General features: G+C 45.6%; 21 protein-coding genes. 16 read left to right on the top strand and 5 right to left on the bottom strand.

From position 1 onward, the window contains the following. Positions 1-87: 87 nt before the first annotated feature. On the top strand, positions 88-1,773 hold the full coding sequence (locus NFI80_RS13060) for an amino acid permease (protein WP_235162795.1): 1,686 nt from the start codon (positions 88-90) through the stop codon (positions 1,771-1,773). Here NFI80_RS13060 and NFI80_RS13055 read toward each other — a convergent pair. Both NFI80_RS13055 and hxpB read right to left on the bottom strand, forming a co-directional pair. Next, complete coding sequence (locus NFI80_RS13055; RefSeq protein ID WP_233795561.1) at positions 1,770-3,110, bottom strand: sensor histidine kinase; 1,341 nt, start codon at positions 3,108-3,110, stop codon at positions 1,770-1,772. The genes NFI80_RS13060 and NFI80_RS13055 overlap by 4 nt on opposite strands. 27 nt (positions 3,111-3,137) lie before the next feature. Continuing rightward, positions 3,138-3,812 (bottom strand): hexitol phosphatase HxpB, encoded by a 675-nt coding sequence (hxpB, locus tag NFI80_RS13050; protein WP_235162796.1) that lies wholly within the window; start codon positions 3,810-3,812, stop codon positions 3,138-3,140. 79 nt (positions 3,813-3,891) lie between these two features. Here hxpB and thiD point away from each other — a divergent pair, with 79 nt between their 5' ends. The 6 genes from thiD to NFI80_RS13020 all read left to right on the top strand — a co-directional run bounded on the left by thiD (position 3,892) and on the right by NFI80_RS13020 (position 8,853). Further along, entirely contained in the window at positions 3,892-4,713 is an 822-nt protein-coding gene (gene thiD / locus NFI80_RS13045; RefSeq protein WP_235162797.1) for a bifunctional hydroxymethylpyrimidine kinase/phosphomethylpyrimidine kinase, read from the top strand. A 129-nt stretch (positions 4,714-4,842) separates the two neighbouring features. Continuing rightward, entirely contained in the window at positions 4,843-5,055 is a 213-nt protein-coding gene (vapB, locus tag NFI80_RS13040; RefSeq protein ID WP_235162798.1) for a type II toxin-antitoxin system VapB family antitoxin, read from the top strand. Next, a complete protein-coding gene (locus NFI80_RS13035; protein WP_233795565.1) occupies positions 5,052-5,441 on the top strand; it encodes a type II toxin-antitoxin system VapC family toxin in 390 nt (129 codons plus the stop codon). The genes vapB and NFI80_RS13035 overlap by 4 nt, the downstream gene beginning before the upstream one ends. 86 nt (positions 5,442-5,527) lie before the next feature. Further along, the gene (locus tag NFI80_RS13030) at positions 5,528-7,846 is read left to right on the top strand and encodes a TonB-dependent receptor (RefSeq protein ID WP_235162799.1); all 2,319 of its coding nucleotides are present in this window, start codon (positions 5,528-5,530) and stop codon (positions 7,844-7,846) included. Between the two features lie 163 nt (positions 7,847-8,009). After that, entirely contained in the window at positions 8,010-8,285 is a 276-nt protein-coding gene (locus NFI80_RS13025) for a 2TM domain-containing protein (protein WP_233795567.1), read from the top strand. A 67-nt stretch (positions 8,286-8,352) separates the two neighbouring features. After that, complete coding sequence (locus NFI80_RS13020; protein WP_235162800.1) at positions 8,353-8,853, top strand: pyridoxamine 5'-phosphate oxidase family protein; 501 nt, start codon at positions 8,353-8,355, stop codon at positions 8,851-8,853. A 115-nt stretch (positions 8,854-8,968) separates the two neighbouring features. Here the strand turns inward: NFI80_RS13020 and NFI80_RS13015 are convergent, their stop codons facing one another. Continuing rightward, the gene (locus NFI80_RS13015; protein WP_233795569.1) at positions 8,969-9,508 is read right to left on the bottom strand and encodes a YciE/YciF ferroxidase family protein; all 540 of its coding nucleotides are present in this window, start codon (positions 9,506-9,508) and stop codon (positions 8,969-8,971) included. Positions 9,509-9,764: 256 nt separating this feature from the next. On the opposite strand from NFI80_RS13015, the gene NFI80_RS13010 reads away from it, so the two are divergent. Next, entirely contained in the window at positions 9,765-10,688 is a 924-nt protein-coding gene (locus tag NFI80_RS13010) for an LEA type 2 family protein (protein WP_235162801.1), read from the top strand. Positions 10,689-10,764: 76 nt separating this feature from the next. On the opposite strand, the gene NFI80_RS13005 is transcribed toward NFI80_RS13010, so the two are convergent. Further along, complete coding sequence (locus NFI80_RS13005) at positions 10,765-12,714, bottom strand: glycoside hydrolase family 127 protein (RefSeq protein WP_235162802.1); 1,950 nt, start codon at positions 12,712-12,714, stop codon at positions 10,765-10,767. Positions 12,715-12,777: 63 nt separating this feature from the next. Then, entirely contained in the window at positions 12,778-14,145 is a 1,368-nt protein-coding gene (locus NFI80_RS13000; RefSeq protein ID WP_235162803.1) for a sigma-54-dependent transcriptional regulator, read from the bottom strand. Between the two features lie 361 nt (positions 14,146-14,506). On the opposite strand from NFI80_RS13000, the gene NFI80_RS12995 reads away from it, so the two are divergent. The 8 genes from NFI80_RS12995 (at position 14,507) to NFI80_RS12960 (ending at position 26,939) form a co-directional block, all read left to right on the top strand. Next, the gene (locus NFI80_RS12995; protein WP_233796328.1) at positions 14,507-15,754 is read left to right on the top strand and encodes an efflux RND transporter periplasmic adaptor subunit; all 1,248 of its coding nucleotides are present in this window, start codon (positions 14,507-14,509) and stop codon (positions 15,752-15,754) included. Between the two features lie 85 nt (positions 15,755-15,839). After that, positions 15,840-16,517 (top strand): ABC transporter ATP-binding protein, encoded by a 678-nt coding sequence (locus tag NFI80_RS12990; RefSeq protein ID WP_026632278.1) that lies wholly within the window; start codon positions 15,840-15,842, stop codon positions 16,515-16,517. Positions 16,518-16,527: 10 nt separating this feature from the next. Further along, positions 16,528-16,941: a DUF1129 domain-containing protein gene (locus NFI80_RS12985; protein WP_235162804.1), complete on the top strand. Its 414-nt coding sequence runs from the start codon at positions 16,528-16,530 to the stop codon at positions 16,939-16,941. 11 nt (positions 16,942-16,952) lie between these two features. Then, entirely contained in the window at positions 16,953-19,382 is a 2,430-nt protein-coding gene (locus NFI80_RS12980; RefSeq protein WP_235162805.1) for an ABC transporter permease, read from the top strand. A 41-nt stretch (positions 19,383-19,423) separates the two neighbouring features. After that, the gene (locus NFI80_RS12975) at positions 19,424-21,808 is read left to right on the top strand and encodes an ABC transporter permease (protein WP_235162806.1); all 2,385 of its coding nucleotides are present in this window, start codon (positions 19,424-19,426) and stop codon (positions 21,806-21,808) included. Between the two features lie 229 nt (positions 21,809-22,037). Then, positions 22,038-23,642, top strand: coding sequence for an ABC transporter permease (locus tag NFI80_RS12970; RefSeq protein ID WP_235162807.1), 1,605 nt, complete (start codon positions 22,038-22,040; stop codon positions 23,640-23,642). A gap of 29 nt (positions 23,643-23,671) precedes the next feature. Then, the gene (locus tag NFI80_RS12965) at positions 23,672-24,493 is read left to right on the top strand and encodes an ABC transporter permease (protein WP_235162808.1); all 822 of its coding nucleotides are present in this window, start codon (positions 23,672-23,674) and stop codon (positions 24,491-24,493) included. A gap of 25 nt (positions 24,494-24,518) precedes the next feature. Then, positions 24,519-26,939, top strand: a complete 2,421-nt coding sequence (locus NFI80_RS12960; RefSeq protein ID WP_235162809.1) for an ABC transporter permease — start codon at positions 24,519-24,521, stop codon at positions 26,937-26,939. The last annotated feature ends 49 nt before the right edge of the window (positions 26,940-26,988 follow it).

The raw sequence follows: 26,988 nt of genomic DNA, 5'->3' as shown, positions 1-26,988 counted from the left end.
AATTTCAACCGTTGGCAGGATGCGTTGAGAATATCATTATTTTAGCCGACTTATTAACACAACAAGACATTGCCAATCAGCGCTTGCATGAAACAAAGTTCTTCTCTCTTTCGTAAAAAAACAGTTAGCCAAATACTCAGGGACGCCGACTCAGCTGAAAACGGCGGACTAGCCAAGATCCTCGGCGTAAGGGACCTGGTTTCCCTGGGCATCGCGGCGATTGTTGGGGCTGGGATTTTTAGTACGATAGGCGTTGCGAGTTATAATGGCGGGCCCGCAGTCTCACTGTTATTTGTCTTTACGGCCATTGCGTGTGTTTTCACGGCATTGTCCTATGCGCAGTTTGCGAGCACAGTGCCGGTATCCGGTAGTGCGTACACGTATGCCTATGTTGCCTTCGGGGAATTGTTTGCGTGGATCATAGGCTGGTCATTGATTCTCGAATATGCTGTTTCGAATATGGTCGTCGCCATTTCCTGGTCGGAATACTTTACGGGGATGCTCAAAGGTTTCGGGATAGTGCTGCCGGGGTGGCTTACTGTCAACTATGAAACGGCTTCCGATGCCTTTGCAAAATTACACAGCGCCGCAGCAGCGGAAATGAGCACCTATGAGCGATTTGCGGCTGCCGCCTACGAAACATCTCCCGTCATTGGTGACCTGCACATTATGCTCAATCTGCCCGCCGGGCTTGTTACATTGCTCATTACCGCGCTGGTTTACATTGGTATACGCGAATCCAGGACTGCCAGCAACATTATGGTGGTTTTAAAGATCGGGGTTGTTCTGCTGGTAATTTTAGCCGGTGCATTTTATGTAAAACCCGAAAACTGGTCACCATTCGCACCCAATGGCATCAAGGGCGTTATGGGCGGAGTTGCCTCCGTTTTCTTCGCATTCATTGGTTTTGATTCTATATCAACAACCGCCGAGGAATGTAAAAATCCGCAGCGCGATATGCCCAAAGCCATGATTTACTGCCTTATTATCTGTACGGTCTTATATGTGCTCATCACGCTGGTGCTTACCGGGATGGTCAATTATACAGAACTGAAAGTGAGCGATCCGCTGGCATTTGTTTTCGAGAAAAATGGCCTTGATTTCATGGCCGGCGTTATTTCCGTGAGCTCCGTAATTGCTATTACGAGCGCTTTGCTGGTTTATCAGCTTGGACAGCCGCGTATCTGGATGACGATGAGCCGCGACGGTTTGCTTTGGAAAAAATTCTCGAAAATCCATCCCAAATACCAGACGCCATCGTTCGCAACCATTGTTACGGGCTTTGTGGTCGGCATTCCTGCATTGTTTTTTAAGATGGATTTCTTTGTGGATCTGACCAGCGTAGGGACGTTTTTTGCATTCATCCTCGTTTGCGGCGGCGTTCTTTATTTGGATCATACGGGCATTTCAGCACAATCCAAATTCCGCGTTCCTTACCTGAACGGGAAGTATTTGATCGGTTTAGCACTGATCCTGGCCATTGCGGGAATTACTATTTACGGACAAAGTGTGATTGATGAATGGAAAGCAATGTCTGCGATGGAAATCGTCGAGCATAAGCTCCTAACAATCATTTTCTGGATCACATGGTGCATTCTGGCTGTAATGGGCTACAAATATAACTTCTCGGTTTTACCTGTTGCGGGCATTCTGACAAACCTTTATCTGATGACCGAACTGGGATCTTCAAACTGGCTGATCTTTGTGATCTGGCTGGCGATCGGGCTTGTGATCTATTTCAGCTACGGTTACAGGAAGAGCAAACTGGCCTAAATAATTAAGGTAAAAACGGTTCCTTTTCCTACTTCCGAGGAAACATTCAGCTGACCATTGTGCTGTTGTAAGATCTGTCGCGAGAGGCTGAGACCGATTCCGGAACCGGTTTTTTTGGTGGTGTAAAAAGGGATAAAAATATTCTCAATTGCCTCAGGTTCAATGCCGTCACCATTGTCTTCAACATCGATAATGGTCACGCTGTCAGACTGATATGCGCTCAATGTGATCAGTCTGTTTGTTTGGGTTGAGAATGCTTCGGAGGCGTTTTTCACCAGGTTAATCAGCACTTGCTGGATCTGGCTGGCGTCGGCCTTTACGGTAAGCGTTTCAGGTTTGACAGAAATCTTCCATAAAACCCCTGAGCCGGTAAGGTCCGTTTGTAATAATTGGATTACTTCCTGAAACAACTCCGCAACGCTAAGATTAGCAAACACCGGCTTTGGTAATGTGGTAAAATCGCGGTAAGCATTCACAAATTGCATCATGCCCTTACTGCGTTTTTCAAGCGTATGCAATGCCTCTTTCAAGTCATTTACTGCCTCCTGATCGCTGGTTGACTTCTCAATGTCCTCATTTACAATCAGTCGCATTGTACCGACGAGCGACACGATCGGTGTCATCGAGTTCATGATCTCGTGCCTTAAAACGCGCGTCAGGTTTTGCCACGATTCTACTTCCTGCTGTTGAAGTTCCGTTTGGATATTCTGTAAAACCACGATCCTGACCCACATTCCCCGGAGCTGGATCGCAGCACCCTGCAAGGCAAGCGGCTGGTCCGAAGGCGTCCGGTAAAGCTCGCGTACGCCGCTGTCGAGTGTAGAAAGTAGTTCATACAGTCTTGGATGCTTGTCTTTAAGCTCGCTCAGCTGATGCAGCCGGTAAATTCCCAGCATACGCAAAGCAGCATTATTAATGAGGTTAACCTGTCCGTTGCTGTCAAAGGTGATCAGCCCGGTCCCGATATGTTGCACAATCGTGTTCAGATATTGCAGGTTAGCCTCTTTTTCAGCCCGCGCCTGCCGGAATGCGTGAAGCACTTCATTGAACTGCTGGTTGAGTTCCTTGAATGTCCGGCCCATCTTATTGTCCGAACGGAAATTGATCGTAAAATCAGAATAGCGGACCGATTCGAGGAAGTAAGTCAGCTTGCGGTTGACATTGGTAACATACTGATACAATAATGATCCCTGGACAAAGATGAAAATGGTCCCAAGCACATATACCAGCACCTCGTTCGTGTGCTTGGACGCTAGCCAGGCAACCGCGATGACGCTCAGGATAATGACCACTATCCGGATCATGATCACAATGCTGAAATGTCTTAATCCGATCATTAATAAATGAGATAGAAGATTTGGGTTTTAATTTTCAATCGCGCTTTGCGGCACGCCGGACATTTCGCTCAATATATATTTTTCAAGGGAATTGATCTTATAATGTGCCATATCAAACTTGGCATCGTCAAAAACTTCCATCGCGGGCACCGAAATCGTGATCATTCCTGCCGCGTGGGCAGATCGGAGACCTGCATGCGAATCTTCAAAAGCAATGCATTCGTCAGGGCGTAATCCCAGTTTAGCCGCCGTTGTCAGGTAAACCGCCGGATGAGGTTTTGTGAATTCTTCGAGCTCGCCAGAATGCCAGGTGTCAAAGTAATCAATAATTTCGAGCCTTTTTAGCACGCCCTCGATAAGGTCCATATGCGAAGCCGAAGCTACGGCTAGTTTCAAACCCTGCGCTTTCAGGTTTTTTACCAAATCAATTGCGCCTGGCATAGCCACCGCGTGAGCCAGGATATTTTCATGGGCATATTCCAGTATCTCCCGTTCCAATTCCTCGAAAGAAGGTGTGTTCCAGGGCTGGATTTTGTGACAATATTCAAGAAAAAGTTTGATAGAAAGGCCGGTTGTCTGATTTTTCAGCGCGTCGGAAATCGTGAAATTTACTCTTTGCATTACCTTACGGGCAGCATCTGTCCAGATTGGCTCGGAATCTATCAGCAATCCGTCCATGTCAAATATGGCAGCTTTAATCATTATTAAGTGGGTCTGTTTTTTTAAAACTATTCAAAACTACTACTTTCACCGATAAGTATTTACAAATCGCGGACCATTCATGAACCGATATCCAACCATACTTACCATTGCGGGATCAGACAGCGGCGGCGGCGCAGGAATTCAGGCAGACTTGAAGACGATCGGGTCACTGGGAGGGAACGGTTTATCCGCAATTACCGCGCTTACGGCCCAGAATACAGTGGAAGTGCGGTCTGTATTTCCAGTTCCGGCTGATTTTTTGAAAGAGCAATTGCTCGCCGTTCTGGAAGATATTCAGGTGGATGCGATCAAGATCGGCATGATCGGGACGGTTGAGAATGCATGGGTTATCGCCGACATTATTGCGCAGTTTAAGCCGGGATTCGTGGTCTTAGATCCGGTTTTTGCATCATCCAGCGGGACCAGGCTCGCCACCGCTGAGATGATCAATGTATTTTGGGAAAAATTATTTCCGCTGGCAGATTTGGTTACGCCTAACATTGATGAGGCAAAGTTGCTGTTGGGCCGGGAAATCAATTCCTTGGAATCCATGCAAGAAGCTGCTTCGGAAATGATTGCCAAAGGTTGCCGGGCCGTCTTACTTAAAGGCGGACATCTGATTTCCGAGCAATTATTTGACGTTTTAGCCCAGAAAGGCCAGGAAGTGTTGGTTTTTGAATCCGCGTTCATCCCCAGTCCTAATCTCCACGGAACCGGCTGCACATTATCCTCCGCCATCGCCACTTTCAAAGCCCTGGGCAACTCCCTTCCCGAAGCCATTATTTTTGCAAAAGAATACATCTCCGCCGCCATCGCAGCCGGTAAAGACGCCAAAACCGGAACCGGCAACGGCCCCTTAAACCACTTTTTTGATCCCGTACCAATGCGGGTTTTGGATTAGCGAAAAAAATATTTTCTGTTTTAATGTGACCAATTGGCAAAGCGTACGTCTAAATATATAAACCGATCATTAGTAGGGTTACTTAACTGATATTGAGCTTTAAATTGTAAATTTGTTTAGACAGTTATCATGATGACAGACTTAAAACTATACACGAAACTTTCAAATTTGCCTGTGCAGCAGAAAGCGCAGGTAGCGAGTTTTATTAATAATCTGAAAAAAGATTTTGCGGTAACGCCCCAGCCCAATAAAAAAAGGCAGGCTGGAATGGCAAAGGGATTGATCGCTATGAAGGACGATTTCGATAATGATATCGAGGGATTTAATGTCTTTACCAAATGAATTTACTGCTAGATACGCACGCAGTTATTTGGTTTATCACAGATGATTTGAGACTTCCACGCAAAACAAGGGCATTGTTAGAAGACGCTGGTAGCAGCTGTTTTATCAGCGTCGCAACTTTGTGGGAAATCGCCATTAAAAATTCTTTGGGCAGATTGGAATTACATACCGGGCTCAAAGAGATTTTTGCAATTATCGACAAGACAGGTTTCGAACTGCTCCCTATAACAGCAAGTCACATTTTAACGAATGCGAATTTGCCGCATCATCATCATGATCCCTTTGATCGCATCATCATTGCGCAATCAATTGAAGAAAATCTTGCGGTGGTAACGAAAGATGAAAAGTTTGTGAATTATAGTGCCACAATTGCATGGAAAAAATAGTGTTCGCAAAAACATTCCTGAAAAATAAATTCTTAAAAAGTTAGGGTAAGACATAGCTAGGTTGTCTGGAAGGAAAACTATTAGCTATGAAAAAATATATTCTTTCGCTGATCGCGATGGCGGTCCTTTCGCTGGCTTATGCCCAGCAGCCTGCACAACTTGTGAAGGGCCATGTCATTGATGCTGAATCGCTTCTGCCCATCATCGGTGCTAATGTGATCATTACTACGCTTAACCCGATCATGGGCGGCGCGACGGATGCAGAAGGCGGATTTCGAATCGAGCATGTGCCGGTCGGACGGCATTCCATTAAGATCACAAGCATTGGCTATGACGACGCTTTTTTGCAGGAAATCGCTGTCGGTTCGGGCAAGGAAGTAGAGCTGACGATCAAATTGGCGGAATCTTTTAAATCGTTGGATGAAGTGGTGGTGAAGGCGCAGAAGGAGAACGGTGCTCCGCTGAATGATATGGTAAGCGTTAGCGGACGATCATTTACGGTGGATCAAACCAAAAGGTTCGCGGCTTCGGTGAATGATCCGGCGCGGATGGCACTGTCTTTCGCAGGCGTTGCAACCAACGATGATGGTGGTAACCAGATCATTATACGCGGTAACAGCCCGAAAGGAATGTTGTGGAGAATGGAAGGCGTTGAAATTCCTAATCCCAACCATTTCGGAGAGGAAGGATCTAGCGGCGGCGGCATAAGTGCATTAAGCGCCAACGTTTTAGGGAATTCTGATTTTCTGACTGGTGCGTTTCCGGCGGAATATGGCAATGCTACTTCCGGGGTTTTTGACTTAAAATTAAGAAACGGAAACAATGAAAAGCGCGAGTATGCGCTGCAAGCCGGCGTTTTGGGCCTCGACTTTGCTGCGGAAGGACCGATCGGTGCAAAAGGCGGCGCTTCCTACTTGGCCAATTATCGCTATTCCACTTTATCCGTTCTTGACAAATTGGGATTGAACATTCAGGGCGATGCATCCACGGACTTCCAGGATGGCGCTTTTAAAATCCACGTTCCTTCGGATGATCGGTCTGTGGTGACGGTTTGGGGAATTGGCGGGATCAGCACTTCCAAGGAGCGTACGCCGCAGGAAAATGAAGTTTTTACGTCAAACAGAGGCATATTGGGCATCAATTATCTGCGCTATATCAGCAACAAGGCTTACGTGGAAAGCATCATTTCATACGCTGGTACCAAGGTTACGGACGACTCCGATGACCTTGGAAAGCAAATCTCGTATCACCAGAGCTTCATTAATCAGACCCTCAGGATTTCTTCCCTTCTCAACTACAAATTGAATGCAAGAAATACCTTCCGGGGCGGGTTCATCATCAATCATTTGGATTTCAACCTTTTCGACCGGAATAATGAAAATGGTCCTGTCCGTGTTTTTCTGGATCAAAAGGGCAGTACTCAGCTTTATCAGGCATATGGTCAGCTTAAATCGCGTATATCGCCGACAGTTACGATCAATGCGGGTGTTCACGGCATGTTATTGGGACTTAATAACCAGTTTTCTCTCGAACCGCGGTTAGGGATGAAATGGGCCGTGGCATCCCGATCGACCGTTAGTTTCGGGGCCGGGCTGCATAGCAAAACAGAATCGATCTCAACTTATTTCGCGCAGGTGAATGCAGAAAGTGGAAAAACGGCCGCTGCTAATAAGGATCTTAAACTGATGAAATCGGCGCATTTTGTGGCTGGCTACGAGTTCCGCCCGACCAGCAGCTGGCGTATCCTTACCGAAACTTATTATCAGCATCATTACCATGTGCCAATCGGTTCACCGAACGCGACCCAACCATATCTTTTGCATAATTCACAAATCAATGAGATCAGCGGCTTTGCCAATGATTCCCTAACAAGTGACGGAACCGGACGCAGTTATGGCGTGGAACTGACTGTTGAAAAATCGCTGACGGGCGGCATTTACCTGATGAGTACAACATCGCTATATCAGGCCAAATACACTGGTCGGGACGGCATTGAGCGCGACAGCAGGTTTAATGGTCAGTTTGTTCAGAATGTTCTGGCGGGAAAAGAGTGGAAAGTGGGAAAAAACAAAACCAATGTATTTGCGGCGAACATTAAGCTGCTCGCGTCGGGCGGAAACCGCGTAACACCTGTTGACCTTGAAAAATCGAAACAAACAGGAAAAACGGAGCGCGACTGGACAAAGGCATATTCGGAGCAGCTGCCGCATTATTTCCGCTCGGATGTTCGGGTAAGTTATACAAAGAATAAAAGGCGCACGGCATCCACAATCTCGTTGGACATCCAGAATGTGACCAATCGTTTGAATGCATATGAGCAAACTTACGACCCTACCAACAAGGAAATAAGAAACACAACGCAGACCGGGCTGATCCCGGTGCTGAACTATCGTCTGGAATTCTAAATAGGGCCAGTCGGTTCATCCGGCTAATCTGTTTCTTCGTCGTGGAAATGCTGAACTCCATCTGTATTCGCTTTTCGTAAGGATAGGGGTGATGTAATTTGGTTGTATCAATGTAAAAAGCAGTTCATTGAAACGAAACCTTACATTCTAAACCGATACAAATATGGAAACGCCGCGTAACGAATTTATCTGGAGAAAAGCGAAAAAGAGAGCATCGTTCAAAGTTCATCTGAGCACTTATATGGTTGTGAATGGGGGTTTATGGCTGCTGTGGGCTGTAACCGCTTTTCCGCACTTTGGCAATGATCATATGCCATGGCCGATATTTCCAATGCTGGGGTGGGGCATAGGACTTGCCTCTCACTATATCACCGCATACGGTAATCTCGGCGAAAAGGAAATGGCAGAGCGGGAATATGAAAAATTAATGCGCAGCTAGCCAGCCCTTGGAATAGTTGTTTTACAATCCCTGATAAATAAGATCAGAGATTCAAACAAAAACAATTATGGAAAAGGACCTTCAAAATAAGGAAGCGATAGAAAAATTGAAATCAATGGCCGAGGACATCCGGTTCTGCATGTATACGACATACGCCAACGAGAAAATCGAATCGCGGCCTATGACTACGCAACAGATTGATGAGAACGGTAACGTTTGGTTTTTTACAAATAGAAACACAGACATTGGCGACGGCTCGAACCAGGGCGAACCGGTTACATTGATTTATTCAGAACCCAAAAATAACACCTATATCAGCGTTTCCGGAAAGGCTGAAATTGTTGAAGACGAAGCGAAAAAAGAGGAATTATGGAATCCGATGGCAAAAGCCTGGTTTCCTGAAGGCAAAGAAGATCCAAACCTGGTGCTTTTAAAAGTGACAACGGGAGAAGCTGCTTACTGGGATGCGACGTCATCCAAAATGGTGGTTTTCTTTTCTATGGTAAAAGCCGTGCTTACAGGCACCACGCCGGATGGCGGCGATCATGGAAAGTTGAATTTGGCATAAGCGCCTGATTTCGGCTCCTAAATTCCTGATAGGATTTTTCGATTTACCAATAACTGAAAAGGGTTGACCATATGGCCAACCCTTTTTCTTTAATCTGATGATGAAGTGTATTAACTTATTCAGCGCTGGCTTCTTCATTCACATACGTTTCAGCTAGCTCTGTCAATTTATGGTCTGTTTCGCCTTCCTGGTCAAGCGTTTGTTGCAGTAAATCTGCTACGTCGCTGTGGCCTAATGTTCTCGCAATGTTTCTCAATGTTCCGTAAGATGCGATTTCATAATGCTCAACTTTCTGAGCAGCCATGATCAATCCGCAATCGCGAACCATTGTTCCTTTATCGGTGCTGCTGATAATTTCTTCTGCTTCTTCGATAAGTCCTTCCATGGCCGCACATTTCTTAGCTTGTGCTTTCTCGCCGATCAGACCGAAAACTTCTTCCAATCTCGCAGCGTGTTCTTCTGTTTCAGTTGTATGTTGTTCAAAAGCTGCTTTCAGTTCTTCCGAAGTAGCATTTTTAGACATTTTTGTCAATGCTTTTGCAAGGTGTTTTTCTGCCCAGTAAATGTCTTTAAGGCCATCTACAAATAGTTCTTTTAGCTTTTCGCTGTCTGTTCCTGTAATCTGGTTAACGGTTTTACTTTTAGTCGCTTTCATGATTCGTAGTTTTAATAGTTTATTGTTGTCTGTGAAGGATCTTGTTATCGTCCTTGCCCCCACCATTGGTAAAAACCGTACCAGCGTTTTGCCCGTGGCCCAATGCTGGTTGCCAGGTTTCTATGAAGATTTAAGTACACATATAGCTGCGTAAAATCCAGTTTTGGGGAAGTTTTCGTGGCATTGCGTACGTGCGGGTTATTTTTTGGAATGATTTTTGAGCATTCCCATTATCCATTTGAACCCTCATTTATCTATGCAGTCCATTCGATCGCTCAAAATCGTACTTATTGTTTTTGTCTTCATTGCAGCCGGTGCCATAGGCTGGTTCCTTTTCAAAAAATATAAAAATGAAAACGCCAATCCCGTTTCGGGATTGAAACCGCGCGTAGAAATGGGAATCGGGCAAATCAGCAACATTACGGACAGTACTATTGATTTATCACTGAAACTTTTGGTGGACAATCCCCTGCCCGTAGGTGTGGACGTAGAGCGCTTCAGTTATTTTGTGCAGATGAACGGAGTGACCATTGTAGAAGACGAATATGCTAAACCGTTAACCATTAACCCGCGCGACAGCACATTGGTTACCATTCCTGCCAAGTTGAAGATCGCGAAGCTAAAAAAGGAAGGGGATTCGGAAAATGCTGCGGGAGAAGATAGCGCCGATTATCATTTCGAAGGCCATTTTCATTTGAAGAAGCCGATTTTAGGAAAAGACAGCATTGTGCTTGATATGGACAAAAGGCTGCCGCTTTACAGGCTTCCCAAAATTGAAATTGTAGATTATGACATGAAAAAATTCAGTCTGGGTAAATCTGAAATTGTCTTAAAACTGAAATTCTCTAATCAGAACCCGTTTCCCGTTCAGTTTGAAAATCCTGCTTACGTTGTTGACCTGGGCAAGCAGGATCGCCTGGCCGAAGGGAGCGTTAAGGGCGTTACCAAGGTGAAAGGGAAGAGCAGCGAGATCTACGAAATCCCGCTCGCCATTGATATGGGCAAAGTTCTCAAAGCAGCCGGTCAACTGGTTTCAAAAGGGAAACAGTTACCATTTGTTTTGTATTTCAAAAGTAAACTGGTCTCAGAAAACGACATCTTTAAAAACAGCGACGTTAACATTATCGTCAACGGAACATTAAAGGATCTGGAAACGGTACAAAAAAACCTTTCGAAGTAAACCGGACTTCGAAAGGTTTCCTACACTTTAAAAAGCTTATCAGATATTGGCTAGTTACCTGGCTGTTACTAGCAAGTTACCGGGCTTTGTTGAACCAGATGACCATTTCATTCGGGCCGCGGTTAGCCCAGGCATAATAAGGAATAAGCGTTACATTACCGGCTTCGGCTTTCAGAACATTAATGCCGCCCAGCAAGCTTTGCTGGTAACTCGCAGCGAAGTTCTGGCTTTCCGAGATAGGTATATCCAGTGCCTTTCCGTTGTTGTCATGGCCTTCTGCGCAATACAAAACAGGTCCGCGCTCGATGGCTATTTTATCTTTATTAGCCATTATATTTTCGTTGGAAATGATCTTTCTGACCGGCATATCCAATGCAAGCTCCACCTGATCCCCTTTTTTCCAGTTACGAGCCAGCTTTATATAACCTTTTTCAATCGTTGCAGGCATGTTTTTGCCATTAACCCGCAATGTTACGGGCTTGGAATCTTTGTTGGTATACGCATACAAGTTACCGGGAATCGCCTCGCCCGTTGCCCAGCCCGGAATCCGCACCGACAACGTGAAGTTTCCTGCCTTTTCCGGATCGACCAGTATTTTGACATTCCCGTCCCAGGGATAATTGGTTTGCTGCGCAAGTTTAACAGCATTATTATTTACTGTTAATGTTGCTTCGTTATCTGCAAAAAGATTGACGATCAGCTCGTTGCCTTTTGTTGCATAAATGTAAGCAGGCATTGATGGCAAGAACCGGGATACATTGGTAGGGCAGCAAGCCGTTCCAAACCAGGCCTGTCTTTCAGCGCCAGAGCCCTTGTTAAAATCATTGACACCATTGGAAGCCATGGGGTTTACATAAAAAAACTTATCTCCCTTGACCGACATGCCACCCAGAAAACCATTATAAAGTACACGCTCGAAAACATCCATGTATTTGGACTCACCCGTATACAGATACATTTTATGGTTCCAAAGCATGTTGGCAATCGCCGCGCAAGTTTCGGCATATGCGTTGTCATTCGGGAGGACGTAAGGTTTGTCAAAAGCTTCGCCATCCTCGCGCGCGCCTACACCGCCGGTGACATACTGCTTTTTTTCCGTGGCATCGTTCCATATTGTATGAATAGCATGGGCGTGTTCAGGTTCGTCCTCGATCGTCAGCATGTCCGCAACGGCTGTGTATAAGTATTGCGCACGAACCGCATGACCGACCGCTTCTTTTTGTCTCAAAAACGGAACCTGGTCCTGGAAATATGCAGGGCCAAGTTTGTGCTCGTCCAGATACAAAGCACGCTTGTCCGAGCGACCACGCATATCAATGAAGAATTTAGAAAGATCCAGATATTCCTTTTTTCCAGTAGTCCGGTAAAGTTTGATCAATGCAATTTCAATCTCCTGGTGTCCGGGAACGACTAACAGCTGGCCAGGTTTGGTGCCAAAAGTCTTGACGAGGTGATCTGCATTTTTGGTCGCAACGTCAAGCAATGTTTTCTTGCCTGTAGCTTCGTAATGGGCAACGGCCGCTTCATAAAGGTGCCCCACATTGTAGAGTTCGTGACTGCCGTTTTCGAATCCGTAGCGGTAAGGGCCGGCAATCCAGTCGTAAGAACCGGTGCTGTCTTTATTGATGGTCCGGATTGTATATAAATAGCCATCCGGCTCCTGTGCGGCTGTAAAAAGCGTGATCAGGCTATCTAGATAATGGTCCAGCTTCGGATCATATTGGTTTTGCAGCACATAGGACGCGCCTTCCACAACCTTAAAAACGTCAGAATCATTGAAGCGTACGCCTTCGAATTTTCCCTTTTTGAGCCCGCCAGCCACTGCAAAATTGTCGATCCGGCCCGATTCTTCGCATTGTTGCAAAGCATGCGGAACGGTCACTTCACGTGCAGCTTCCACGCGTGTGTGCCAGAAACCTTGTTTGGTTTTTACATTTTTAAGCGGAACGGCGTTGATTTTGCTGTTTTGCGCAAAAGACAACTGATAGCAAAACAGCAGGGAGAACAGCAAGAAATATTTGGTCATTATATGAATAAATTGAGATTAACCTGAGAAACCTTATTCGATATGACCCAAAAAACATGCCAATTAAAGCCCGTACTTCTCCATTCTCCGGTAAAGTGCCGCGCGGCTGAGACCAAGCTCACGCGCTGCATCTGTAATATTTCCGTTAAAACGTTTCATCGCTTTCACGATCAAAGTCTTCTCCATATCTTCCAGGTCGAAGCCGGTGGCGGTAGTTGGCGTGCCGCCGGAGCTTTTCAGGAAAAGGTCGTCGGGCTGCAATGTTTTTTCCTGCGAAAGGATCACAGCGCGTTCAATCGCGTGCTGCAATTCGCGGATGTTTCCCGGCCAGTTGTACTGCTGCATTTTTTTGATCAATGCACTGCTGATGTCGTTAACCGGGCGGTTGTATTTTTTGCCGTATTGTTTAAGATAATATTCGGCCAATGCGCTGATGTCCTCCGGACGCTCGCGCAATGGAGGCAAGTCTAGTTCAATGGTGTTAATCCTGTAGAGCAAATCCTGGCGGAACGTTTTTTCAGTCACCATTTTTTCAATGTTCATATTGGTAGCGCATAACAACCTTACGTCCAGAGAAATGGGTTTGTTGGATCCCACCCGTGTAACGCGCCTTTCCTGAATGACAGTCAGCAACTTCGCTTGTAATGCCAGCGTAAGGTTTCCTATTTCATCCAGAAAAATGGTTCCGCCTTTGGCCTCTTCAAATCGTCCTGCACGGTCTTCCTTTGCATCCGTAAATGCACCCTTAACATGACCGAAAAGCTCGCTTTCGAACAAACTCTCACTCAATGCACCCAGATCCACAACTACGAAGGGCTTGTCGGCACGCTTTGAATGCTGATGTATATGCTTGGCCAGCTGTGTTTTACCCGTTCCGTTCTCGCCCAGAATCAGGACGTTAGCATCTGTCGCGGCTACGCGTTCTGCGGTGGCCAGCACTTGTTTCATCGAATCACTTGATGCTACTATGGCTTCGCCGGTTGACTTGCTTTTTTTGCCGTCGTCCTTGCTTTTTTCCTCCGCAACAACCTGTATTTTATCATTGCCTCCTTCAAGTGCGCCGCTGATCGTGGTTAGGAGCTTATCATTTTCCCAGGGCTTCAGTACAAAATCCGTGGCACCGGCCTTGATCGCGCGAATGGCCATTTCAATGTCTCCGTATGCCGTGATCATGATCACTTTAGAAGCTGGCTTAATGTCCAGAATGCGATCCAGCCAATGAAAGCCCTCGCGGCCGCTGTTCACGTCGCGGGTGAAGTTCATGTCCAGCAGGATCAGGTTATAATCGCCGTTGGTGACGAGGAATGGTAGTTTTTGCGGATTTTTTTCAATGTCCACCGCTTTGGCGTGGCGCTTCAACAGGAGTTTGGCCGCACTTAATACGTCTACATCGTCATCGATGATCAGGATTTTTGCTTCAGAGAGTTGCATGGCTGGTTTTGGAGTTGCTAAGGGCTAAATCCCTTTATTGGCTATTGTTTGGAAAGATAGCAGAAGCATTTTGAAATTTAATTTTATAACCCGTTAAAAAGTCAGTATTTTACCCTAATTAGCATAAAAATGGCTTGTCCGCACCCGAACAAAATTGTCCGTTATCGGACATTCAAAATGGTTTTAAATAAGGTTAAGGGATTGATATTTAGTGTTTTGTATGGCTATGGCTCCTTTGGCATAGGGATTGGATAGAATAGATCAAAGTTTAACAGCGAATCCAATCACCAACAATATAATGGAAGTCAAAACACCTAACTCATCCAGCACCAGTAACAACGGTTTCACCGGGGGCTCGACAATGGATAAAATCAAACCAAAGAAATTCTGGAACACACAACGCATTGGTATAATCGCCGGCAGCACGCTGCTGATTGCCTTTTTAGTATATCAATTTTTCTTTGCCGATAAACGCAGCAAGCTCAATGTGGAGCAAGATAAACTGACAGTTTCAACGGTTAAGCAAGGCAAATTCGACGAATTTATTGTGGTAACCGGCGTTGTGCAGCCATTGAAAACTATTCAATTGGATGCCATTGTAGGCGGATATGTTACCGAGAAACTTATTGAAGGCGGTAACATGGTAAAACAAGGCGATGTACTTTTAAGATTGGAAAACCAAAACCTGAAACTAAGCTTTCTACAATCAGAAACGGAGGCGAGCCGACTGGTAAATGATCTTCAGAATACACGCCAGAGCTTGCGTATTGCCCGGTTTAACCTGCAAAAGACATTAAGCGAGCTCGATTTTCAGATCGATCAGGCGAAGGATGCACATGAGCGGAATGCTAAGCTTTACAAGGATAAAGTGATTCCCGATGCAGATTATCTGAAAACAAAAAGAGAATTTGACCGCCTGACCAAGCAGCGCGAGATTGAAGTTGAATCGCAGAAATATCAGGAAGAAAACTCCAAAATGCAGATCGCGCAGCTGGAAGGAACATTGGCCAGCACGCAGAAAAACGTGAACCTTTGGAGACAAACGCTTGAAAACCTTTCGGTTAAGGCACCCGTTTCCGGCTTGCTTTCTTCTATGAATGTGGAAGTAGGATCGAATATTAACCAGGGCCAGAACATTGGACAAATCGATGACCTGAACGGTTTCAAAATGCGTGTTAGCGTGGATGAACATTACATTTCGAGGATCTTTGCTGGCTTGATGGGTTCTATGGAATTCAACGGAAAAGATTACGGACTAAAGATCATCAAAATCTATCCCGAGGTTTTGAGCGGAAGATTTGAAGTGGACATGCAATTTGATAAAGGCGCTCCTGAATTGATCAAGAGAGGCCAGTCGGCTCCGATTCGTTTGCAATTGGGACAACCTTCACAAGCAACATTGCTTCCGGTGGGTGGATTCTTCTCCGAAACTGGCGGAAACTGGGTATATGTGGTGGGTGAGGACGGCAAGCGTGCTTCAAAACGTAAAATCACATTGGGCCGTAAAAACCCTGAGTATTTCGAGGTTCTGGAAGGTTTGCAGCCAGGTGAGAAAGTGATCACAAGCTCATACGAGAACTTCGGGGACAATGAGGTGCTGGAATTTTAAGAATCAGACTCTATTAGTAATCAATTTAATCAATCATAAAAGGCCCATAGCCCTCAGCTGAAAGCCGATAGCCAAAGAAAACCCAATGATCAAAATTAGCAACCTTCATAAGATCTTTTCTACCGAGGAAGTAGAAACCACTGCCCTGAACGGCATTGACATGGATGTAAAAGACGGCGAGTTTGTCGCTATCATGGGACCATCCGGTTGTGGTAAATCTACCTTACTGAACATTCTCGGTCTGCTTGACAACCCTAGTGAAGGCTCCTACGAATTCTACGGCACGGAAGTAGCCAAGATGTCGGAAAGGCAGCGCGCACAAATCCGTAAAGGTAACATTGGATTTGTATTCCAGAGTTTTAACCTTATCGACGAACTGACTGTTTATGAGAACGTTGAGCTTCCATTGCTTTATCTGAAAACACCGCCAGCCGAACGCAAGGAGAAAGTAGAAGCAGCATTAACCCGCATGAACATGATGCACCGCCGCAATCACTTTCCACAGCAACTTTCCGGGGGGCAGCAGCAACGTACGGCCATCGCCCGCGCCGTTGTGGCCACACCAAAAACAATCCTTGCGGATGAGCCTACGGGTAACCTCGACTCCAAAAACGGGGAAGAAGTAATGAACCTCCTGAGCCAGCTGAATGCAGCAGGGACCACCATTTTAATGGTAACGCACTCACCATATGATGCGGGTTTCGCACACCGTATCGTCAACTTGTTCGACGGCAAGATCGTGACCGAAAAAGTGCACGTTTAGATCAGGCGCCATGAAAAGAATCCTTACAATCCTCCTCGCCGGCGTAAGTACGCTGGCGATCGCACAAAAGAGAATGAGCCATAGCCACGTGCTTCCAGCTCCGCCTGCGCCTGTTGCGCCGTCCGCTCCGGCCGCACCTCACGCGCCGGTTCTTTATTCTTCCGCAGATGCCAAAGCGCAAATCTGGATCTCCGACGATGAAAATCAGCAGCACGCTACGATCATTGGCGACAATGGTTATTCCAAACAAGTAAGGTTCAATAAGGAATCGGGAGAGCTGTTTTTGCAATACAAATTCAGCAAGCGGAATGAAGAATTCATTTACGAAAAAACGGTGAATGCGGCGGAGAAATCAGAGGAAGAACGCCAGCAGATCATTGACCACTTCGAGATTGAAATAGAGCTTCCCGGACGGGGCATTTAAAAACAACGGACATGCTGCAGAATTACATTAAGATCGCGTGGCGGAACCTGCGTAAGCATAAGTTTTATTCATTCCTGAACATTTTCGGATTGGCACTCGGCCTTGCAAGCTGTTTGCTGATTACGCTTTATGTGTTGGATGAGCTCAGTTTTGATAAGTCTTTTGAACACGCAGACCGTATTCACAGGGTCAATGCAGACATTCGTTTCGGTGGGGCAGATATGGCGCTTGCTGTCGCGCCCGATCCGCTCGCATTTACATTAAAAAAGGATTATCCACAGATTGAACAGGTTGTGCGGCTTCGTGAGAATGGAAGTCAGCTTGTACGCCGGTCCGAGGGCACCGAGAACCTGAAAGAAGATCAGGTATGCTTCGCAGATTCTACATTTTTCAAGGTATTTTCTCTTCCGTTAATCATGGGTGATAAGGAAAAGGCCTTGAAAGATCCCTATACTGTGGTGATCTCGGAAAGCAATGCGCTCAAATATTTTGGGAAAGAAAATCCGATGGGTAAGGGCTTAACAATTGAAAATGACCAGACTTACACGGTAACAGGCGTGATGCAGGACATTCCTGCGCAGTCGCATTTGCGGGATATGAATATGCTGCTATCCATGAGCTCCAATCCTGAAAGTAGGCTGAATGGCTGGGGAAGCCATAATTTTAACACTTATTTATTGCTTAAAGAAGGTGTCGATCCCAGGCAGTTTGAAAACAACTTCGAAACTGTTTTGCAAAAATACACAGCCAAATGGCTGGTAAGCTTCATGGGTGCCTCGCTGGATGAGATTCGCAAGTCGGGCAGTTACTTGCGTTACTCGCTTATTCCGCTGACTGAAATCCATTTGCATTCAGACCGTACGGCTGAGATTAATGTGAATGGCAATATTCAATACGTATACATATTCGCGGTTGTTGCTTTGTTCCTCCTGACCATTGCTTGTGTTAATTTTATGAACCTGGCAACGGCCCGCTCCTCAAACCGGGCAAAAGAAGTCGGCGTCCGCAAAGCGCTGGGTTCGGAGAGATCTTCGCTGGTCAACCAGTTTCTCACAGAATCGGTCATGCTTAGCTTTTTTTCACTGGCATTGGCTGTTGCGCTGGCATATTTCGCTCTTCCGCTTTTCAATAATCTGGCAGGCAAGCAAGTCAAATTTCCGATTGGGGAAGTTGGATTTTGGATAACATTATTGATTACGGGCGGTGTTGTGGGTGTTCTTGCAGGGAGCTATCCTGCATTTTTCCTGTCGGCCTTCAATCCACTGAAAGTTTTGAAAAACAGCGTAGAGCTGCAAGGAAAGGGAGGCTATCTGCGCAATGCGCTCGTTGTTTTTCAATTTGTGATCTCGGTCATGCTCATTGTCGGCACCGGTGTTATTTATCGTCAGCTAAATTTTATACAAACTAAAAAACTGGGCTTTAATAAGGATCAGATGTTGATCGTGAATGACGCTTATGCTCTCGATAAGCAGGTTACGGCATTCAAGGAACAGGTAATGCGACATCCGAATGTGGAAAATGCCACGGTAACAAGTTTCCTGCCAACGCCATCGTCACGTACAGATAATACATTTTTTCCGGCTGGCCAGATGCAGCAAGACAAGGGCATTAATATGCAGAACTGGGCCGTTGATTATGATTTTATAAATACTATGGGATTGCAAATGGCGAACGGTCGACCATTCCAGGAAGAATTCCCTTCGGATTCATCCGGCATTATCATCAACGAGGCCGCTGCAAAAGTGCTCGGGTACGCTGAGCCCATTGGGAAGAAGTTATTCGGATATGCAGATCAGGAGATGAAACAACGCATTGATTATACGATCATTGGCGTTGTAAAGAACTTTCATTTTGAATCATTAAAGAAAAATATTGGTGCATTGAGCCTGGTGCTTTCGCGCAGCAACGGAACAGTCGTTTTCAAATTGAATGGCGGCGATGTGGCCCAAACCGTTGATCAGGTGGAGCAACTCTGGAAGAAAATGGCTCCCGGGCAGCCGTTCAGTTACCGGTTTATGGACGAAGATTTCAACAATGTTTACCGCAGCGAGCAGCGCGTAGGGCAGATCTTCATCACATTCGCAACGATTTCGATCATTATCGGCTGCCTGGGATTGTTTGGTTTGTCGGCTTACACGGCTGAGCGGCGCACAAAGGAAATCGGTGTGAGAAAGGTGCTGGGTGCGAGCGTTGCCAACATTGTAGCTTTGCTTTCAAAAGAATTTTTAAGGCTGATCATTATCGCGATCCTGATCGGCATCCCTATCGCCTGGTTTGGGATGAACCTATGGCTCAACGATTTCGCCTATCACGTAGACCTGGCCTGGTGGATGTTCCTGGCTGCCGGGGCGATTGCTATCACCATTGCGTTGCTAACCGTTAGTTTTCAAAGCATTAAGGCCGCACTTATGAACCCGGTGAGGAGTCTGCGGAGTGAGTAGGGGCGCTTAAAGAGGTAAGTCAACATTCATACCCAAAAGCCATGATCAAAAACTATCTGAAAATTGCCGTCCGTAGTTTGATGAGGAATAAAATTTTCTCCTTTATCAATATTGCCGGGCTTTCGCTCGGGCTTACGTGTTGCATGCTTATTGTGCTATATACCAAGGATGAAGTCAGTTTTGACCGGTTTCAGGTGCATAAGGATCAGCTTTTCCGCATAAAAGTAACCCTGTCGGACAGCCGTGAGACACGGACGCTCGGCAGTACAAATGCCATTCACGGGCCGAGCTTTAAAGCGGAGATTCCGGAGATTAAGGAGATTGTGAGAGCGCAGAGCAACACGTTTGTGACGAGGAAAGGCAATGAGCTGCTGAGCGAAGATGTGCTGTTTGCTGATAACAATTTCTTCACAGTTTTTTCGATGCCGCTGGTTGCAGGCGACCCTGGAACGGTGCTGTCCAATGTCAATTCGATAGTTCTGACAGAAGAAATAGCTGAGAAATACTTCAATACAACAGATGCGGTTGGCAAGACAATGGAGCTGAAAATAGGCGATACTTTTGAGAAGTTGGTCGTGTCCGGCGTAGCCAAAAAGTGCCCGCAGAATTCGTCAGTGCAGTTTGGTGCTGTGATCCCATTTGAGTTGCAGGTCGTGAGAGGCTGGACGGACAAAGATTGGCTGGGTTTTTATATGAACACATTTGTTTTATTGCATGATAAAGCCAGTTACCAGGCCGTTATTCCTAAACTAAATCAGGTTTTCAAAAGCAAATCAGCCGAAGAAATCAGCAAGATCAAGGACTTTGATCAAAAGATCAGTTTTAGTCTGCAACCGTTCCTGGACATCCATCTCGACAGCGAAGTAAGCGACTTGCGCAATGGCCTCGGACGCGGCAGCAGCGCTATTTACAGTTATATCTTATCTGGCATAGCCATTTTCATCCTGCTGATCGCATGCATTAATTTTGTAAATCTAACTGTTGCCCGTTCCCTGAAAAGAGCCAAGGAAATCGGCATCAGGAAGGTTGTGGGAAGTCAGCGGAAACAATTGATTTACCAGTTTCTGGGTGAATCATTTTTTCTTTCGTTTGTGGCATTTGTCTTTGCAATTGTTCTGACGCTTGCTGTTTTGCCTACGTTCAATGAGCTGGCCAATAAGCAATTGGCATTGTCATATTTACTGGATAGCAAGCTGGTTTCCGGATACTTTGCATTGTTCCTCGTAACCGGGGCAGTGGCGGGCTTTTATCCCGCATTGGTGCTCTCCGGATTCAGCCCGGCGCAGACATTATACAACCGGACCAGGCTGACACAGAAAAACTATCTGACCAAAGGCCTGGTCGTTTTTCAGTTTGCGTTGTCCGTTTGTCTTGTTATCGGGACGATTGTTATTTATTCACAATTTAAATATTTGACAAATAAGGACTTAGGTTATAACGATAAAAATCTGATGAGTTTCAGCCTGGGTCGGGGCCAATCCGGTGAGAAGTATCTGGCTGTGGTGAAAGAAGAACTTGAAAGCATTGCAGGCATAGAAGAGGTTGCAGCATTTAACGGCAACTATAACGGAACACTGGCCAATATCGAAACCGGGAAAATGAATTTTGGATACATCGGCGTGGACGATAATTTTCTTAAAACCTTGGGAATTCCGATCATTAGGGGACGTAATTTCTCGAAAAGCTTTCCTTCTGATCCTGTGCAGTCTGCGGTTGTGAATGAGGCATTTGTGAAAAAGGCCGGATGGCAGAATCCGGTTGGGAAGCAAATTAATTTTGAATGGAAGAATCAAAAGTTGACGGTCATCGGCGTAGTCAAAAATTATCATTATGCGTCGCTGAAAGACACAATCCAGCCGCTGTTGATGACGCAGGATCCTAATTATGGGTTAAGCACCTTATTTCTCAAACTGAGCAATGGGAACACTGTGGAAACCGTAAAAACGGTTGAAAAAATATTTCGTAAATACGTTCCGTTTATGCCGTTTGAATATCAATTTGAAGATGCGAAAAACCTGAAACGCTACGAATCGGAAGCGAAGTGGAAGGAAATGATCACATTAGCAGCCATGCTGTCCATTTTTGTTTCCTGCATCGGGCTATTTGGCCTGGCAACGTTCAATGCGGAAACGCGGGTGAAGGAAATCGGCATCAGAAAAGTGCTGGGAGCGTCCGCCGCCAGCATAGCAGCATTGCTATCTTCTGATTTCATCAAACTTGTCCTGGTTGCCATAGTCCTTGCCTTGCCCTTTTCCTATTACGCGGCAGACACCTGGTTACAGGATTTCCCTTACCGCATTGTCATTTCCTGGTGGTATTTCGCCGTCGCCGCCCTATTAGCCATCACCGTCGCCCTGTTAACCGTAGGCTATCAAAGCATCAGGACAGCATTGATTAATCCGGTTGAGAGTTTGAAGAATGAGTAAATCACCAACCAGTCCATTACCGAACAAAAGTGTCCGAAACCGGACACTTTTGTTGTTTTAAATTAGATATAATGAATTGATAATGAGTGTAATATGATGCTTATCCGTGTCTTGGTATAATTATTCAATAGACTCAAATATCTATTTAGCTATGAAAAATAAAATATCCTCTGCATCTCATGAAAATGAGCGCGTTTGCGGGGTCAAGATTAATTAAGGAAAACTAGCCATGATTAAAAATTATTTGAAAATTGCCTGGCGGAATGTGCTTAAAAGTAAGCTCTTTTCCGCCATTAATGTGTTTGGACTATCCGTTGGAATGACATGCTGCATGCTGTTGCTGCTATACATCCAAAGTGAGATCTCTTTTGATAAACAGCACGAACACATTGACGACCTGTATCTCCTGCGCAGCGAAAATGTCCAGTCCAGTGGTGAGAAAATGGATAACCCGCGGGGTCCGGCACCATACGCAGAGGCTATGAAAATGGAATTTTCGGAAGTGGTGCAGGTCACCAGACTTTGGCAGAATTTCCTGGAAGACAAGTCGCTATTTACTGTAAACCAGCCGGGGCAAGGCGAAAAGTCATTCTACGAAACCAAGGGAATTCATGCAGACTCCACATTCTTTGATGTTTTTACCTACGAGTTTGTCGAAGGCGATCCGCACACGTCGTTGAAAGATGCGCATTCTGTGGTCCTTTCGGAAGCTGCTGCCCATAGGCTTTTTGGAAGTGGGCCTGCGCTGAACAAGACGGTTAAAATTGGCGGGAAATCAGGGAATAATGAGAATTTCAAGGTAACCGGCGTTTTTAAAAGTCAGGAAGGGAAGTCGCACATTGATGCAAATTATTTTGTCTCGCTCCAAGTGGGCTGGGTGGGCGATTACCTGCGGCAGCCTGATCTGAATTTTACGAGTAACAATATGTTTTACCATTATCTGCGTTTGAAGCCTGGCACCAGCGAAGAAAAATTTAGTCAGAAACTTCCTTCATTTATCGAAAAATATGCACGTAAGGATCTGAAAATCGCCGGTTTTGATAAAAAGCTTGCATTACTTCCGGTGAAAGACATTCACCTGTTCAGCAGGATAGATAAGATTGTTACCAGCACCACGAGCACCACTTACCTTTATGTCCTTGCTTCGATAGCGATCTTTACATTGCTGATCGCCTGCATCAATTTCATGAATCTTGCGACCGCGCGCTCGGCAAAGCGTGCCGCAGAAGTGGGAATGAGAAAAGTAATGGGTGCAGGAAAAAGTGGCTTGATCGGTCAGTTTTTGGGTGAATCCCTGGTACTCACATTCCTCGCGCTCATTGTTGCGGCTGTTTTTGTGGTTCTGTTCCTTCCCATTTTTAACCAGCTTGCGGATAAAGCATTGTCTTTATCGGAACTGTTCAAGCCTGAAATCATTGCCTCATTTGTGGTTCTGGCATTCATTACCGGCTTGCTGGCCGGGAGTTATCCAGCTTTTTATCTTTCCGTTTTCAACCCGCTGGATGTCATCAAGGGAAAATTTGTCAATTCGGTGTCTGCTACTGCCTTGCGGAGAGGATTGGTAGTTTTCCAGTTTGTGATCTCGATTGGTCTGGTTGTGGCAACGATGGTGATTCAGGGGCAAATCAAATTTATGCAGGAGCAGCCATTAGGTTTTACCAAAGAACAGCAAATTGTAATTCCGTTCAGAAGTGAGGAATCGCGGAAAGCGTATACTGCCCTCCGTAACGAGATGTTAGAGAATAATCAAATCACCGCTGCTTCGGGAACAGCCTATTATCCGGGTATTCTCAATCCGAGTGATATGTTTTTTTTTTGCCTGGACAAAGTGTAAATGAAGATGAATTAGTTAAAACAAACTGGGTGTCTCCCGACTTCATGGAAACCATGGGTTTCAAAATGGCGGCAGGCCGGATGTTTTCTGCCGCATTTCCGGGCGATACCAATTATAAGATTGTCGTGAATGAAGCTACATTGCGGAAGTTTGCGATCCCGCTGGAAAAGGCAGTTGGGCAGCACCTGGACTTTAATTCAGGCAATAATGCAATCAGTTCGCTCGAAATTGTAGGTGTAGTGAAAGATTTTCATTATCAGGACCTGCACAAAGCCATTGAGCCGTATGCCTTTTTTCTAAGTGCCGATGCAAATCATAATTACATTATCGCCCACGTCAACACGAAAGATGTAAGCCGGGTTCTGCCCTTTATGGAAGCCAAATGGAAGTCGCTGGTGCCTGGTGAGCCATTTACATATACATTCCTTGACCAGGATTTTGAAAGCAATTATGCTGCTGATGCACGTACAGCCAGGATTGTGAATTCATTTACGATTATTTCCATTCTGATTTCCTGTCTCGGTTTGTTCGGTTTGGCGGCTTTTGCGGCGCAGCAAAGGATTAAGGAAATTGGTGTAAGGAAGGTTTTGGGCGCTTCAATCGGAAGTATTGTTGGGTTGCTTTCAAGTGATTTTATCAAATTGGTGATCATTTCCATGCTGATTGCAACGCCGCTGACCTGGTACATTATGAATCAATGGTTGCAGGATTTTGCTTACAAAATTAGCATTCAGTGGTGGATGTTTGTGGCAGCAGGTGCATTGGCAGTGGTTATCGCTTTGATCACTGTGAGCACACAGGCGATAAAGGCAGCAGTTACCAATCCGATTAAATCGTTAAAAAGTGAATAGAAATAAATATTAGCCTGATAATAAAATGTTCAAAAATTATCTAAAAATAGCGCTGCGTAACCTTTGGAAAAGCAAGGGTTACGCGTTTATTAATATTGTAGGCCTGTCCGTAGCATTCTGCATCAGCGCTTTCCTGTTCCTGACGGCTTACTTCCAGTTGTCATTTGATAATTTTCATAAAGACAAAGAGCGCATTTATCAAACCTATTTTATGTCCAATGATCCGGAAAAAGCGCAGGCTTCCGGCTCGATGCCTTTTCCGCTAACACCCGCATTGAAAGCGGAATTTCCGGAAATAGAAAGCATTACGAGAGTAGTGAACGGCAGTGATGTGCTGGAATACAAAGGGAAATATTTTGATAAACAAGTAATGTTTGCAGACCCGGATTTCCTGAAAATATTTACTTTCCCACTTGTAAAAGGGACGACGGAAGCGGCGCTGCAAGATTTGAGCAGCATTGTCATCAGCGAGAACATGGCTAAGGCCATATTTGGAAAGGAAGATCCGATGGGCAAGTCGTTGAAAGTTGGTTTGGATGAAAATCGTAAGGAATATGTGGTTACAGGCGTTTTGAAAGACTTCCCTGAGAACTCGACAATCAAATACGATGCATTTGTGCGAACAGAAAACGACCGGGGATATCAACAGTCGAAGGAGCAGTGGGACGCGCATTCACACAGGGTATATTTAAAATTAACCCCCAATGCAGATCAGGCAGCGTTTGAAAAGCGGCTGAAACCATTTGCAGAAAAATACTTCGCAGATAACATTACCAGTTTAAAAAGAAAGGGTGCAAAGCCGGACGAAAGGGGTGACATTTTTGCAATCAGAATCCAGAGCCTGAAAAACCTTCGTTTCGATTCAAGGATATCAGGCGGAGGTGCGGCGCCGATTGCGCTTGTATATGCGCTTATGGGAATCGGTTTTTTTATTCTTCTGATCGCTTGTATCAATTTTATCAACTTAAATGTCGCCCGGTCATTCATTCGGGCGAGGGAAGTGGGTGTCCGCAAATCGCTTGGCGCATTGAAAAACCAGCTGTTTTTTCAGATCTGGGGAGAAGCTGCCGTGATCTGCTTTTTTGGCTTCCTAACCGGTGTGATACTTGCTGTTTTATTGTTGCCAACCTTTAATGCCACTTTCCAAAGCAAGCTAAGCCTGGATTACATGCTGGAACCGGACAAAATTGCGCTGCTTTTGGGACTGTTTATCCTGGTAACATTGATTGCAGGCGGTTATCCGGCCTGGCAAATGTCCAAGTTCAATGCGGTGGAAGTACTGAAAGGCAAGGTAACATTGAAAAAGCCAGGTGTGCTTCGGAATTCGCTCATTATCGCGCAGTTTACATTATCGAGCTTACTGATTTGCAGCACAATAATTGCCGTTCAGCAGGTTAACCATTTGCGGACTCAACCGCTCGGATTTGATAAGGAGCAGGTGATCAGCATTCCTGTTGGTAATAAGATCAATGGCAATAAAGTCCTGCGGAGGCTGCGTAATGAGCTTGAAGGAGATCCTAATGTGCTTGCTATCAGCGGAAGTGCGGTGAACTTGGGTGTGGGCAAGGACAGAAGCACGTCCAGGAGCGTCATTGGATTTACCTATAAAGAAAAAGAGGTCACAACTGACTGGCTCCCCGTTGATTATGATTATCTCAAAGTGCTAAATATCAATTTGCTGGCAGGGCGGGAATTTAGTCCGGCTGTTCCAAGCGACTCGCTGGATAGGGTGATTATTACGGAAAGTATGGCCAAAATGATCCAGGAAAACGATCCGGTCGGCAAATACTTCCAGACTGATACGGCCGGTGTTAAATATCAGATCATCGGTGTAATTCCGGACTTTACGCTCTATTCTTCCAAGAATGAGAAAAAGCCTATCACCATGCATTTAGGCGGCTCGGGGTCTGTGAATTATATTTTGGTCAGGGTTACTCCGCAGAGTGTGCGCATGGCCATGGATAAGTTGAAAAGTGTTTGGAACGAAGTCGCACCCGAAACAGAATTCACTGGAACATTTGTGGACGAAAACACCAATTCCTGGTATCGCGAGGAGGGACATTTGTCGAAAGTATTCAGCCTTGCGTCAGGCATTGCAATCGTTCTTTCCTGCCTGGGACTGTTCGCCGTCGCATTGATCGTGATGGAGCAGCGGACCAAGGAGATTGGTGTGCGTAAAGTGCTGGGTGCCAGCATTGCGAGTCTGGTTTTTGTGTTGTCCAAAGATTTCGTCAAGCTGGTTTTGATCGCAATTGTCATCGCCACGCCGCTGGCCTGGTTCTTCATGCAGAAATGGCTTGATAATTACGCCTATCGCATTGAAATCAACCCGTTAATCTTCGTTTTAGTTGGTCTGGCAGCTATAATGGTCGCCGTAGCAACAGTAGGTTTCCAAAGCATCAAAGCCGCATTGATGAACCCGGTGAAGTCGCTGAAAAGCGAGTGATGCAGATATAGCGCATTTGAACATTCTCCATTGAAAAGCAATAAACAGC

The organism is Dyadobacter chenhuakuii, assembly GCF_023821985.2.
GTDB lineage: Bacteria > Bacteroidota > Bacteroidia > Cytophagales > Spirosomataceae > Dyadobacter > Dyadobacter chenhuakuii.
This window is presented reverse-complemented; position numbering and strand designations above follow the sequence as displayed.